This is a genomic window from Allobosea sp. GW823-FHT01F03 (assembly GCF_058798075.1).
On record NZ_CM179505.1, the window covers coordinates 1,118,741 to 1,131,374 of the forward strand.

Annotated in this window: 17 protein-coding genes; 11 read left to right on the top strand and 6 right to left on the bottom strand. The window is 68.1% G+C overall.

Annotated elements, in window-relative coordinates:
* Positions 1 to 17 precede the first annotated feature (17 nt).
* Genes AC3RCC_RS05140 through xerD form a run of 3 tightly spaced genes read left to right on the top strand, consistent with a single transcriptional unit; the run spans position 18 to position 2,982 of the window.
* Positions 18 to 1,862, top strand: coding sequence for an aminodeoxychorismate synthase component I (locus AC3RCC_RS05140; protein ID WP_492257817.1), 1,845 nt, complete (start codon positions 18 to 20; stop codon positions 1,860 to 1,862).
* Positions 1,863 to 1,892: 30 nt separating this feature from the next.
* Positions 1,893 to 2,036 (top strand): histidine kinase, encoded by a 144-nt coding sequence (locus AC3RCC_RS05145; RefSeq protein ID WP_291641778.1) that lies wholly within the window; start codon positions 1,893 to 1,895, stop codon positions 2,034 to 2,036.
* A gap of 10 nt (positions 2,037 to 2,046) precedes the next feature.
* Positions 2,047 to 2,982, top strand: a complete 936-nt coding sequence (gene xerD, locus AC3RCC_RS05150; protein WP_291641776.1) for a site-specific tyrosine recombinase XerD — start codon at positions 2,047 to 2,049, stop codon at positions 2,980 to 2,982.
* A 9-nt stretch (positions 2,983 to 2,991) separates the two neighbouring features.
* Here the strand turns inward: xerD and AC3RCC_RS05155 are convergent, their stop codons facing one another.
* The 3 genes from AC3RCC_RS05155 to AC3RCC_RS05165 form a co-directional block, all read right to left on the bottom strand.
* Positions 2,992 to 3,318, bottom strand: a complete 327-nt coding sequence (locus tag AC3RCC_RS05155) for a polyhydroxyalkanoic acid system family protein (protein ID WP_291641774.1) — start codon at positions 3,316 to 3,318, stop codon at positions 2,992 to 2,994.
* A 119-nt stretch (positions 3,319 to 3,437) separates the two neighbouring features.
* Positions 3,438 to 3,647: a hypothetical protein gene (locus AC3RCC_RS05160; protein WP_291641772.1), complete on the bottom strand. Its 210-nt coding sequence runs from the start codon at positions 3,645 to 3,647 to the stop codon at positions 3,438 to 3,440.
* Positions 3,648 to 3,769: 122 nt separating this feature from the next.
* Positions 3,770 to 4,555, bottom strand: a complete 786-nt coding sequence (locus AC3RCC_RS05165; RefSeq protein ID WP_291641770.1) for an IclR family transcriptional regulator — start codon at positions 4,553 to 4,555, stop codon at positions 3,770 to 3,772.
* 162 nt (positions 4,556 to 4,717) lie between these two features.
* On the opposite strand from AC3RCC_RS05165, the gene AC3RCC_RS05170 reads away from it, so the two are divergent.
* From AC3RCC_RS05170 to AC3RCC_RS05195, 6 genes are all read left to right on the top strand, one after another.
* Positions 4,718 to 5,380 (top strand): amino acid ABC transporter permease, encoded by a 663-nt coding sequence (locus AC3RCC_RS05170; protein WP_291649348.1) that lies wholly within the window; start codon positions 4,718 to 4,720, stop codon positions 5,378 to 5,380.
* Positions 5,377 to 6,027, top strand: a complete 651-nt coding sequence (locus AC3RCC_RS05175; protein ID WP_291649350.1) for an amino acid ABC transporter permease — start codon at positions 5,377 to 5,379, stop codon at positions 6,025 to 6,027. Before AC3RCC_RS05170 ends, AC3RCC_RS05175 begins: the two co-directional genes overlap by 4 nt.
* Positions 6,014 to 6,745, top strand: coding sequence for an amino acid ABC transporter ATP-binding protein (locus AC3RCC_RS05180; protein WP_291649351.1), 732 nt, complete (start codon positions 6,014 to 6,016; stop codon positions 6,743 to 6,745). The genes AC3RCC_RS05175 and AC3RCC_RS05180 overlap by 14 nt, the downstream gene beginning before the upstream one ends.
* Positions 6,746 to 6,785: 40 nt before the next feature.
* A complete protein-coding gene (locus AC3RCC_RS05185; RefSeq protein ID WP_492257818.1) occupies positions 6,786 to 7,568 on the top strand; it encodes a transporter substrate-binding domain-containing protein in 783 nt (260 codons plus the stop codon).
* 111 nt (positions 7,569 to 7,679) lie between these two features.
* Positions 7,680 to 8,720 (top strand): succinylglutamate desuccinylase/aspartoacylase family protein, encoded by a 1,041-nt coding sequence (locus AC3RCC_RS05190; protein ID WP_492257819.1) that lies wholly within the window; start codon positions 7,680 to 7,682, stop codon positions 8,718 to 8,720.
* Complete coding sequence (locus tag AC3RCC_RS05195; protein WP_291649357.1) at positions 8,717 to 9,661, top strand: threonine ammonia-lyase; 945 nt, start codon at positions 8,717 to 8,719, stop codon at positions 9,659 to 9,661. Before AC3RCC_RS05190 ends, AC3RCC_RS05195 begins: the two co-directional genes overlap by 4 nt.
* A 3-nt stretch (positions 9,662 to 9,664) precedes the next feature.
* Here the strand turns inward: AC3RCC_RS05195 and AC3RCC_RS05200 are convergent, their stop codons facing one another.
* Entirely contained in the window at positions 9,665 to 10,411 is a 747-nt protein-coding gene (locus AC3RCC_RS05200) for a transporter substrate-binding domain-containing protein (RefSeq protein ID WP_492257820.1), read from the bottom strand.
* A gap of 266 nt (positions 10,412 to 10,677) precedes the next feature.
* Between AC3RCC_RS05200 and AC3RCC_RS05205 the strand changes: the two genes are divergently transcribed.
* Positions 10,678 to 10,950, top strand: a complete 273-nt coding sequence (locus AC3RCC_RS05205) for a hypothetical protein (RefSeq protein ID WP_492257821.1) — start codon at positions 10,678 to 10,680, stop codon at positions 10,948 to 10,950.
* 33 nt (positions 10,951 to 10,983) lie between these two features.
* Here AC3RCC_RS05205 and AC3RCC_RS05210 read toward each other — a convergent pair whose 3' ends face one another.
* Both AC3RCC_RS05210 and AC3RCC_RS05215 read right to left on the bottom strand, forming a co-directional pair.
* Positions 10,984 to 11,634: a hypothetical protein gene (locus AC3RCC_RS05210; RefSeq protein WP_492257822.1), complete on the bottom strand. Its 651-nt coding sequence runs from the start codon at positions 11,632 to 11,634 to the stop codon at positions 10,984 to 10,986.
* Between the two features lie 101 nt (positions 11,635 to 11,735).
* Positions 11,736 to 11,945 (bottom strand): hypothetical protein, encoded by a 210-nt coding sequence (locus AC3RCC_RS05215; protein ID WP_291641750.1) that lies wholly within the window; start codon positions 11,943 to 11,945, stop codon positions 11,736 to 11,738.
* 135 nt (positions 11,946 to 12,080) lie between these two features.
* On the opposite strand from AC3RCC_RS05215, the gene AC3RCC_RS05220 reads away from it, so the two are divergent.
* The gene (locus AC3RCC_RS05220) at positions 12,081 to 12,533 is read left to right on the top strand and encodes a hypothetical protein (protein ID WP_291641748.1); all 453 of its coding nucleotides are present in this window, start codon (positions 12,081 to 12,083) and stop codon (positions 12,531 to 12,533) included.
* Positions 12,534 to 12,634 lie beyond the last annotated feature (101 nt).

Consider the following 12,634-nt stretch of genomic DNA (forward strand, 5'->3'; position numbering starts at 1 on the left):
GACGGGAGGAAAGCGGCATGCCGAGGTCGGGAGGAGAGGTCGAGATCGCAGCTCTACGCGCGCCCTTCGTGCTGCTCGACGATCGCAGCACTGGCTCGGCTTTGCTCTACGCCGAACCAATCGAGGTGGTGGAAGCCGAGGGGCTGTCCGAGGCCCCGGCGGCGCTGGCTCGGATCGAGGCGGGGCTTGCGGCGGGGCTGCATGCGGCGGGCTTTCTCTCCTATGAGCTCGGCTACGCCTTCGAGCCGCGCCTGGCGCCATTGCTGCCGGAGGGGCGGACCCTGCCGCTGCTCTGGATCGGGTTGTTCCGCGAGGCTCAGGCGCTGGATGCCGCCGCGCTCGACCGGCAATTCGCCGGCCTCGCTGCGCCACCGCCGCTGGACGCCGTCGCGCTCGGTCTCAATGAGGCGCAGCATGCCGCCGCGGTCGGGCATGTGCTCGACTATCTGCGAGCGGGCGATGCCTATCAGGTCAATCTCACCTTTCCGATCCGCTTCCGCTATGGCGGCGATCCGCTCGCCCTCTATGCGGCGCTGCGCGCCAGCCAGCCGGTCGCTCATGGCGGCATCGTCGCGACGGGCGCGGCGACGCTGCTCTCGGTTTCGCCCGAGCTCTTCGTCGAGACGCAAGGCGGCGACGCGACGACGCGGCCGATGAAGGGCACGGTCGCACGCGGCGCGGATGCGGCGGGCGATGCCGCGGCGATGGCGGCGCTGCGAGCCGATCCGAAGCAACGCGCCGAGAACCTGATGATCGTCGATCTCCTGCGCAACGATCTCGGCCGGGTCAGCGAGATCGGCTCCGTCGCCGTGCCGAAGCTCTTCAGCGTCGAGACCTATCCGACGCTGCACACCCTGACCTCGGAGGTGACGGGACGGCTGCGGCCGGGCCTGTCGGCGGGCGAATTGCTCCGGGCGATGTTCCCCTGCGGCTCGGTGACCGGCGCGCCCAAGCTGCGCGCCATGGAGATCATCCGCGAGCTCGAAGGGGCACCGCGCGATGCCTATACCGGTTCGATCGGCGCGATCGCGCCGAATGGCGATCTGCGCTTCAACGTCGCGATCCGGACGGCGACGCTGCTGCCTGACGGGCGAGGCGTCTATGGGGTCGGCGGCGGCATCGTCGTCGATTCCGATCCGGCGAGCGAGTTCGCGGAATGCCGGCTGAAGGCCCGGGTGCTGACTGATCTCGCCGAGGATTACGGGCTGTTCGAGACGCTGCTCTGGTCGCGGGGGCCAGGTTATCGCCGGCTGGAGCTGCATCTTGGACGACTCGCCAGCTCGGCGGCGGAGCTGGGTTTCCGCTTCGACGGCGAGGCCTTGAGGGCGCAGCTGGCCGAATGCGCCGGCGGATTCGGGGAGGAGAGCGAACAGCGTGTCCGCTTCGAGCTGCGGCGCGACGGCTCCGTTTCGATCCGGCATGCGCCGCTGCCAAGGGAGGCGGAGCGGACGCTGACGATCGGCATCGCGGCCGAGCGGAGCGATGCCGCCGATCCGTTCGTGCGGCACAAGACGACGCACCGGGGGCGCTATGAGCGCTGCTTTGCCGCTGCCGAGGCGCAAGGCCGCGACGATGCGCTCCTGCTCAACCGCGAGGGCTTCGTCACCGAGACCAGCCGGGCGAACGTCTTTCTCGAGCGCGACGGCGTGCTGCTGACGCCGCCCCTCGCGCATGGCCTGCTACAAGGTGTGCTACGCCGCGAGCTGCTGGAGGCGGGCCAGGCACGGGAGGCCGCCCTGAGGGTCGAGGATTTGCGGGGCGAGGCGCGCTGGTTCGTCGGCAGCAGCCTGCGCGGCCTGCGACGAGCGCGCCTGCTCCTCGACGATCCAAGGCTTGCATCGGCGGGCGCGGATCGGGAATAACCGATAAGGTTAACAAGGAAATCGCCGGCCGTGCCGACGCTGTTCAAGTTCCTGACTTTCCTCGCCGTGATCGGTGGCCTGGTGTTCGGCGGCATGGTCGCGCTCGTCACCTTCGTCAAGCCGGAGCCGCGCGAGATGGTCGAGGTCGTGCCGCCCTCGAAGCTGCAGAAATGAGTCGCCGAAGATGACCCGGCAAGCACGCGCCTGGGTGAACGCCTTCCTCGACATGCTCGCAGCCGAGCGCGGCGCGGCGAAGAACACGATCGAGGCCTATCAGCGCGACCTCGACGACTATCTCGAATTTTCCGCCGGACATGGCGGCCCGGCCGACGTCGCTGCAGCCGATATCCGGGCCTTCCTGGCCGAGCTTTCGGAGCGCGGGCTCAAGGCTTCTTCCGCGGCGCGGCGGCTGTCGGCGGTGCGGCAGTTCCATCGTTTCCTCTACACCGAGGGGCTGGTCGGCAGCGACCCGACCGCGGCGATCGAGGGGCCGCGGCTCGGGCGCCCCTTGCCCAAGGTGCTTTCGGTCGCCGAGGTCGACCGGCTGATCGCGACCGCGCAGCAGGCGGCGGAGCGCGAAGGCCAGTCGCCGGCGGCGCAGGCGCGCAGCCTGCGGATGCGCTGCCTGATCGAGATGCTCTACGCCACCGGCATGCGTGTTTCCGAGTTGATCGCCCTGCCGCTCTCGGCCGCGACGACGCGCGAGCGCTTCCTGGTGGTGCGCGGCAAGGGCGACAAGGACCGGCTGGTGCCGCTCAACGAGGCGGCACGGCTGGCGGCCGCCGCGCATCTCGCCTTCCTGCGCCAGCAGGGTGATGCCGGCGGGCGCTGGCTCTTTCCGTCGGATGGCGAGAGCGGGCATCTGACCCGGCAGGCCTTCGGGCGCGATCTCAAGACACTCGCCGCGGAGGCGGGGCTGTCGCCGGCCAAGGTCAGTCCGCATGTACTGCGACACGCCTTCGCCAGCCATCTCCTGCAGAACGGCGCGGATCTGCGCGTCGTCCAGGAATTGCTGGGGCATGCCGACATCGCGACGACGCAAATCTACACGCACATCCTCGACGAGCGGCTGAAGAGCCTGGTGCGCGACCTGCACCCGCTGATGGATGGCGAGGGGTAGAGCAGGCGCTCAGGCCTTGGTCGGCTGGTGCTCCAGCAGGATTTGGCCCTGTTTCTCGACGCCGAGGCGCAGCTTCTCGGCGAAGACGGCGAGCATCCAGGGCAGCATCACCTCGACCCGGACGAGGCTGTCCTCGATGTCGAGTTTGCCGTTCACGGTCTGGCCGAGGGCGGCGACGCCGAAATGCAGCGTGTCGCCCTGCCAGTCCTCCTGCGTGAGCTGCATGTGCAGCGTGCCGAGCTTGTCGCGGACCTTGTCGACGCCGCCCTGCAGGCGCGCCCGGGCGGCTTCTCGCCCGAGCGTATGGGAAACGGTGATGGTGACGGGGCGTTTCATCGGCGGCTCCGGCTCATGCGTTTGGCTGTCGCAGCCGCAGAGATGCGCATCGTCTCAGGCCGTTGCAACCGGCCGGGTGATTCCGGCCAGTCGAGGACGACGACGAGGGGGGCGCCTGATCAGTTGCTGCGGGCCTGGAGGGCCTGCTGGCCTTCCTGGGTCACGTTCCAGCGCTCGTCGCCGGGCTCGGCGAGGCCCCGTCCCTGAAGCAGGCGCAGCATCGCTTCGCCGAAGATGAAGCGCCGGGTTTCCTCGCTGATGCTTTCCAGCGCGATCCATTCGGGATCGGTCATCACGGGCGCTTGCGTGTTCGTCGCGGTTTCGGCCATTGCGGTCCTCCTCCGTGCCGTTTGTTGCGGTCAGAGGGAAAATCGCGACCAATCTTGAAAAGCATGTGGCAAGGGCAGGGTATCCCTGCGGCAAAAGCCGAGGATTTTCTCGGTTTCGGCGCTCAGCCGAGAGGCAGGCGCAAGCCGGCTTCGGCGGCGCAGGCTTTCAGCGTGAGCAGGATCGCCTCTTCATCGGTGGCGACGCCGTGGCGCTTCAGGCAGGGCACGAGGATCGCGGCCTCGGCATAGCCGGAGAGGCCGACCACCGGGCAGGCGATGTCCGTGACGGCGAGGATGTCGCGGCTCGGCGCGATGCGATGACCTTGCTCGCGGATCTCCGCGAAGATCGCCTCGGTTTCGGGCTGGTCGAGCCGCTTGCGGAACTCCGGCTCGGCCTCGCGCATCAGCGCGCGCCGCCGTGCTTCCGACTGGAAGGCGAGGATGAGCAGGCCGGAATTGGCCTCCAGCGCCGGGCGTCCATAGCCGGGCCGGACGATCACGCTGGCGTCGAGATGGCCCGCCGTGGTCGCCAGCACCACGGTCTGCGCCCGGCTGAGGACGACGAGATGGGCCGCCTGGCCACTTTCCTCGCTGAAGCGCTCCATCAGCGGCAGCACGGCCGCGGTCAGCTGCTTGCCGCCCGGCGTCCGGATGCCGAGATCGAACAGGCGACGCGACAGACCGAGCCGATCGGTCCCGGCCTCACGTTCGAGATAGCCGCGCTGCTGCAGCACGAAGACCATGCGGAAGATCTCGCTCTTCGAGCGCCGCAACTGCTCCGCGATCGTGCGGGTCGAGAGCGGTTCGCCGACCTCGGCCAGGAGTTCGAGGATATCGAGCCCTTTCTCCAGGGCCGGCGCCGCGTAGCTGGCCTTGTCGTCGGTCTCGGCTTCGACGGGGTCGCTCATGATGCCCACACCAATCTGGTTTCATATATGAAGCTTGACATCAAATAAGAAGTCAATCAGCCTCCCCGTAAAGAGGGGGAGACATGACGCCATTGCCGCAGCAAGCGTGGGCAGTCGTCGGGCACCGGACCGCCGGTCCGCGGGCCTGGTGGGCCTGACGCGATGAAGTACGGTCTCCAGTTCCGCGACGTCTTCGCCGCCTGGGAGTCGATCCTCGATGGCGTCTGGATCACCCTGCTTTTGTCCGGCGTCGCGATGGTCGGCGGTCTGGCGATCGGCGTCCTCTGCGCCGCGGCGCGCGTCTACGGCCCGGGCTGGCTGCGCCGCCTCGTCGGCGCCTATGTCGAGGTGATCCGCAACACCCCGCTCCTGGTCCAGCTCTTCCTGATCTTCTTCGGTCTGCCTAGCCTCGGCCTGCGGCTCGACGGGCTGACCGCGGCGATGATCGCGCTGGTGATCAATCTTGGCGCCTACACCACCGAGATCGTGCGCGCCGGCCTCGAAGCGGTGCCGAAGGCGCAGATCGAGGCCGGGCATTCGCTCGGGCTCTCGGGTCTGCAGGTCTTCCGCTATATCGTGGTCTTCCCGGCGCTGAAGGCGATGTTCCCGGCGCTCGCCAGCCAGTTCGTGCTGATGATGCTGGCGACCAGCGTGGTCTCGCAGATCTCGGTCGAGGATCTGTTCCATGCCGCCTCGATCGTTCAGTCGCGCACCTTCCGCGACTTCGAGGTCTATACCGTCATCGGCGTGCTCTATCTTTCGCTCGCCTTCGCCTTCCGGGGCCTCTTCGCGGTGATCTACCGCCTGGCTTTCGTGCAGCGATGATCAGAGAATTCGGCTTCATCGACGTGATGTACCTCGTCGGCGCGGCGCGCTGGACGCTGCTGCTGACCGTCACGGCCTTCGCCGGCGCATCCGTCATCGGTCTGGCGATCGCGATCGCGCGCATCCTGCCCTTCGCGCCGGTGCGCTGGCTGGCTGCCGGCTACATCCACATCGTCCAGGGCACGCCGCTGCTGGTCTGGCTGTTCCTGATCTTCTTCGGGCTGCCGCTGATCGGCATCTCGGTCAATCCCTGGCTCGCGGCGGCCGTCGCCTTCTCGGTCTATGGCAGCGCCTTCCTCGGCGAGATCTGGCGCGGCGCCCTGGTCTCGATCGCCAGGACGCAATGGGAGGCCGGCGCCTCGCTCGGGCTCTCGCTCGCCGAGCAGCTGCGCTACGTCATCATCCCGCAGTCGGTACGGGTCGCGATCCCGCCGACCGTGGGCTTCCTGGTCCAACTGATCAAGAACACCTCGCTCGCGGCGGTGATCGGGCTGGTCGAGCTGACCCGTGAGGGCCAGCTGACGGCGGCGGGCACCTACAAGCCCTTCGCGGTCTACATCACCGTCGCCTGCATCTACTTCCTGATGTGTTTCCCTCTGACCCAATGGAGCCGCTCGCTCGAGCGGAAGCTCGATGTCGCTCGTTGAAATCCGGGAAATCAGCAAGAGCTACGGCTCCAATCAGGTGCTGAAGAACGTTTCGCTCGACGTCGCCAAGGGCGAGGTCGTCGCCGTGATCGGCCGCTCCGGCTCGGGCAAGAGCACCTTGCTGCGCTGTGTCAACGGGCTGGAGGAAATCCAGGCCGGCACGATCCGCGTCGACGGCGTTCAGGTCAACGATCCCGCCACCGATCTGCGCAAGCTGCGCCAGCAGGTCGGCATCGTCTTCCAGAGCTTCAACCTGTTCCCGCATCTCTCGGTCTGCGACAACATCACGCTCGCGCCGCGGGTCGTGAAGAAGCAGGCCCCGGAAGCGGCCCGCGAGGTCGCCGCCGATGTGCTGCGCCGCGTCGGCCTCGAAGGCAAGCTCGACGCCTTTCCCTCCCAGCTATCCGGCGGCCAGCAGCAACGCGTCGCCATCGCCCGCTCGCTCGCCATGCAGCCCAAGCTGATGCTGTTCGACGAGGTCACCTCGGCGCTCGACCCGGAACTGACCGGCGAGGTGCTGAAGGTGCTGGAATCCGTGGCGCAGGAGGGGATGACCATGATCCTCGTCACCCACGAGATGGGGTTCGCCCGCCGGTTCGGCTCGCGTGTCGTGTTCATGCACGAGGGCCGGATCCACGAAGAAGGCCAGGCCGCGGCGGTGCTCGCCGAGCCGCAGACGCCCGAGCTCAAGACCTTCCTCAGCGCCGTGCTGCACTGAGGCCAAGAAACCAGTTCCGGTCCACGAGGGGAGAAAACACATGCGTAAGCTGTTTGCAGGTCTGGCGGCCATGGCCATCGCCGCCTTCGGTGCCGCGGAAGCCCGCGCCGACAAGCTCCAGGACATCCTGTCCAAGGGCGTGGTTCGCATCGGCGTGCCGCTCGATGCGCCGCCCTTCGGCTCGCAGGACGCCAACCGCAAGCCGATCGGCTTCGACATCGAGCTCGCCGAGATGGTCGCCAAGGGCCTCGGCGTGAAGCTCGAAATGCAGCAGATCACCGGCGCCAACCGCATTCCGTTCCTGCTCACCGACAAGGTCGACATCGTCATCTCGGTGATGGGCCTGTCGCCCGAGCGCGCCCGCCAGATCCAGTTCACCGCGCCCTACGCCAACACCTTCCTTGCGGTCTACGGGCCGAAGTCCTCGACGGTGAACAGCGCAGCGACGCTCGGCTCGGCCCGCATCGCCGCCGCCAAGGGCACGACGCAGGAACTCGCCATCACCGAAGCCGCCCCGAAGGCGAACGTGATGCGCACCGAGGATGACGCCACTGCGGCGGCCGCCTACATCACCGGCCAGGCCGATCTGCTCGCGACCAACTCGATCGTCGCCCAGGCGCTCGCCAAGCAGAACCCGAACAAGGAATTCGAGCGCAAGTTCACCATCCGCCGCAGCCCGGCCCATATGGGCGTGCAGATGGACCAGCACAATCTGGTGCGCTGGCTCGACGGCTTCATCTTCTTCAACAGCCTGAACGGCGAGCTCGACCGGCTGCACAAGAAGTATCTGGACATGCCGATGGATCCGCTGCCGACCCTCTGAGCAGCCACCTTTCTTCCGGCCAGGCACGTCGTGCCTGGCCTCCTTTCTTTTCCGGCGATAGCACGGGGCCCGGCCGGCCCTGATCGCCCCTTCGCGTCTGCGAGCCCCGCCATGACCAGTTCCCGCCAGAAGACCGCCCCGCGCCCGTCCTCAGCCTTCCTCACCGTCGATCCCGAGAAGAACGGCAAGCAGGTCGGCTTCCTGATGATCCCGCATTCGCCGCATGACGACGCCTGGGGCGCGACGCGCATCCCGGTCGCGGTGATCAAGAACGGCGAGGGACCGACCGCGATCCTCGAAGGCGGCAATCATGGCGACGAATATGAGGGGCCGATCGCGATCTGCGAGCTGATCCGCGATCTCGATCCCGGGAGAGTGCAGGGTCGGCTCATTCTGATGCCGGCCAACAACGTCCATGCGGTGATCGCCGGACAGCGCACCTCGCCGGTCGACGGGCTGAACTTCAACCGCACTTTCCCGGGCGATCCGCGCGGCACCATCACCCAGCAGATCTCGGCCTTCGTCAACGACCAGATCATGCCGCTCGGCGACGCCTTCCTCGACCTGCATTCCGGCGGCTCCTCGCTCGACATCATCCCGAGCGCGATCGTCGAGCCGACCGACGATCCGGCCCTGCACAAGCGCAATGTCGCGGCGGTGCAGGCCTTCGATGCGCCGATGACGGTGGTGATCTCCAATCTCGGCGAGCCGCGTACCGCCACCGCCGCCGCCTGCCGTAACGGGCTCGTCACGGTCGGCACCGAAATGGCCGGGGCCGGCACGGTCTCGCTCGAGGCGCTGAAGGTCTGCCGGCGCGGCGTCGCCAATGTCCTCGACCATCTCGGCATCGTCGCGCTCGAAAAGCGCGAGCCGCGGCGCGGCGACGGCCAGGTGCTCGAACTGCCGGGCACGGCCGCCTATGTCTACGCCACCGCGGACGGCGTCTTCGAGCCCTTCCACGCCAATGGCGAGAAGGTCAGCGCCGGCCAGCCGGCCGGGCGGATCCACTGCACCTGGGATCCGACGCGCCCGCCCGAAACCTTGCACTATGCCGCCGATGGCATCCTCTATGGCCGGCGTCAGCCGGGCCGGGTCAAACCGGGCAATTGCTGCCTGATCGTCGCGGCGCCTTACCGGGGGACGCTGTCGTGATCAGCCTCGAAGACATCCAGGATGCGCGCTGGCGCATCGCGCCGCATATCCGCAAGACGCCGCTGCTGCCCTATGCGCAGACCAGCACGGGCGAGGATTTCGGCGGCGGGGTCACGCTGAAGCTCGAATTGCTGCAGGCGGCGGGCTCGTTCAAGGGGCGCGGCGCGATGAACCGCCTGCTGACGCTCTCGCCCGAGCAGCTCAAGGCCGGCGTCGTCACCGCCTCTGGCGGTAATCACGGCCTCGCCATCGCCCGCTCGGCCCATGTGCTCGGCGCCAAGGCCAAGATCTTCCTGCCGTCCAATGTCGTTGCCGACAAGGTCGCCAAGCTCAGGAAATGGGGCGCCGATGTCGAGATCGTCGGCGCGGTCTGGGACGACGCCAATGCCGCGGCGCTCGCCCATGCCCAGAAGACCGGCGCGACCTATGCCCACCCCTTCAGCGACCCGGTGGTGGTCGCAGGTCAGGGCACGCTCGGCCTCGATATCCTCGACGAGATGCCGGAGGTCGACGTCATTCTCGTGGCCATCGGTGGCGGCGGCCTGATCACTGGCCTCTCGACCGCGGTGAAGGCGCTCCGGCCGAAGACCCGCATCATCGGCATCGAGCCTTATGGCTCGCCGACCCTGCATGCCTGCCTCGCCGCAGGCAAGCTGGTGACGCTCGACAAGCTCGAAACCCGCGTCGCCACCATGTCCTGCCGCCAGACCGACCAGGCGATCTACGAGGCGGCCGCCCGCAATGTCGACGAAGTCGTGCTGGTCAGCGACGAGGAGATGGAGCAGGCGGCCCGCTCGCTCTGGTTCGAGTTCGGCATCGCAGCCGACCTGTCCGGGGCGGCTGCGGCCGCGGCGCTGCAATCGAAGCGCTTCGTTCCGGAGCCCGGCAGCAAGGTCTGCGCGCTGGTCTGCGGCGCCGGAACGGACGGCACCGGCGCCTGAGCCTCAGGGCGCGACGCTGAGCCCATCGACGCCGTGCTTGCGGATCAGCGCGGCGATGAAGCCCGAGGCTTTCGCCGCTTCGACGAAGCGGGTGAGATAGTCCACCGCCTCGGCCTTCGGCCGGGGCACGCCGATCGCCTGCTGCACGGTCATGAAATGGCCGTCGAGCAGGCGTGTGCCGGGGATTGCGGCACGGTCGGAGATCAGGCGCGGCCGCAGGCCGGCCAGGGCTTCGAGCTTCTGCGCGACGAAGTCGACGGCCGCCTCGTCGAGCGTGCCGGAGCGGATCAGCGTCGCCTTGCGGATATGCCGGTCGAGCCAGAGCCCGTAGGCGGCGCGGCCGGTCACGGCGATACGCACGCCATCGGCGTCGACATCGGAGATTTGACGCAGCGGCGAGGCGTCCCGGACGAGATAGGTCGCCTCGATCTCGGCATAAGCCGGTGTGAAGCCGATCGTCTCGGCCCGCTGCGGTTCGGCGCCGATCAGCCCGACATCCCATTCGTCGCGGAGCGCCGCATCCGCGAGCAGGCCGGGATTGGCATAGGGGACATGGCGCAGGCCGGTCCCGAGATGATCGGCCAATGCGCGCGCCAGATCGGGCGAAACACCCTGCGGCTCGCCGCCCGGCCCGCGGCTCGATACGAGCAGGAAGTTCGAAAGGTTGATGCCGGCGCGCAGCAGGTTGCCGGGTGCCAGATGCTCGCGCAGCGTCGGCGAAAGCGTGCCGATATCGGGCCGAAATTCCATGGCATTCTTCCTGCGACTGCCTGCGACTGCGAGCCGGGCAGTTATGCTCCCAGCGCTGCCGCATGGGCAAGCGGGCGCTGCGTCATGCCTTCAGGACTTGCCTTGTGGGTCAATGGCCTCTACCTCGCTGGGTGATCGCTCGCTTGCCCTGCTGACCGCCCGCAGTCGCGGATCCGCGCCCATGCGCGTCAAGGAAGTTCCGGCGCGTCAAGGAAGTCCCGAGGCGTCGAGACTGCCGAGCGTCCAACCGACGAACAGGATCTGGTATGTCCCGCAAGAAATCGAAGCCGCTCGATGCAGAATTCGTCATGTTCGACGTGCTCTACGAAGATGGCTCGCGCACCTCGAACCGGCGGGTGCCGAGCATCCTCCTGGGCGGGCTCGACGGCGACGAGCCGGCGCGTGACGCGATCATCGAGCAGGATCGCGTGATCGCCGAAAAATCCGGCAAGCCGAGCCTGGCAATCACGTCGATCGTGCGGTCCGGCAAGCCGGCGGTCGAGAAAGCCGGCAAGGACAAGTCCGGGCGCAAGGGCTGACCCCCGCGCCCGTTCCTGGCCTCGCCTCTGTCGTCAGCGCTTGGCCGTTCGCCGCTTCGCGGGCTGGGGCGTGTTGCTGCTGCTGGTGAAGAGCGAGCCCAGCACATAGAGCGCGATGCCAACGCCGAGCACCGCCGCGAGCGGCTCGCGCTCGCTGCGCTGCACCAGCATCCGGCCGCCTTCGCGGGCATAGTCGCGTCCGCTGTCGACATAGTCGCGGCCCCGGGCCAGGTAGTCGCGGCTCTGGTCGAGCTGCTGGCGGCCAGTGCCGAGCAGCTCGCGGCCGGCCCGCAAGGCGTCGTCGCCATAATCGCGCAGCGTCCGGCTCCAGCCGCTCGTATCCGGCTGCCAGCGCGTCGAGCGACGCGCGGTCATCGCCCAGGCGATCAGGCCGACGCTGACTGCGCCGAGCGCGAAGGCCGCCAGGGGATGACGCTCGACCGTCTCGACCGCGGCCTCGCCGGTTTCCTGAACATAGCGCCCGGCATCGCGCAGGCTCTCGCGCGGATCGATCTCGGCGACCTTGTCGCGAGCCCGCTCATAGCCGCCCTTGACGGTGTCGGCTGCACGGCTGGCCAGCTCGCTCGCCCGCTCGGCGACGCCGTTGGCGGCGCGCTCGATCTCGTCCCTCGCCTCGCCGGCGCTGCGCGGCACGTCAGGTGGCATACGCTTGTCGCTGTCCATCACTTGAAACTCCATTTGCAGGGCTCCCTCTCGAAACGAGGCAGCGACGGCAGGGTTCCGTTCGAAAGGGCAGAAAAGGGCGGCGTCAGCGCGATCAGGGATCAGCGCGTGGCGCGCCTGGTGGTGCGGACGACGGTGGGAGCGCTGATCGCGCCGGCCGCTCCGCCGACGACCGCACCGACCGGTCCCGCGACGACCGCGCCGGTGCCGGCGCCGACCGCGGCGCCACCGACGCGCTGCTCGACAGTGTTGCAGGCCGCCAGGCCTAATGCGAGGCTCAAGGCGGTGACGAAGACAGCAGGCCGGTTCATCTGACGCTCCCGAAATAGTGTGGCGTTGGGAACGCATCGGGGGCGTGGAAGTTCCTGCATGGCGATGACAGGATGAGGCATCGCGGCTTAATCTCGCGCTGGTGAGTGCGACTCATCGCCCGCAGGAGACTTCCCATGAGAAACCTCGTTCTTTCGACTGCGCTCGCCTGCCTGGCCGCAGGCCTAATGACTGCGCCCGCCTCGGCGCTGACGATGAAGGAATGCAGCGCGAAATATCAGGAGGCGAAGAAGGCGAATACGCTGAAGGGCCAGAAATGGAACGATTTCCGCAAGGCGCAATGTGGCGATGACGACGCCGGCGAGGCCGATGCCGCCGCCGCCGTGACCGAGACGCCCGCCGCCGCGCCGGCGAGCGCTCCGGCCAAGCCTGCAGGCAAGGCCAAGGCTGCGGTGTTCCCGAAGGCGGTCGCGCCGAAATACAGCAACGAGACGGCCGGCAAGGCACGCCTCAAGACCTGCGCCGACCAGTACAACGCCAACAAGGCGGCGAACGCCAATGGCGAGCTGAAATGGATCGAGAAGGGCGGCGGCTACTGGAGCCAGTGCAACGCCAAGCTGAAGAGCTGAGCGTCAGCGCATTCCCGGCCATCGTATAGGCGGTGATCGCACCCCCGGCGCCTTGCGTCGGGGGTGAGGCGTTTCTGGCCGGGCGAGATCCCTGCGACGCT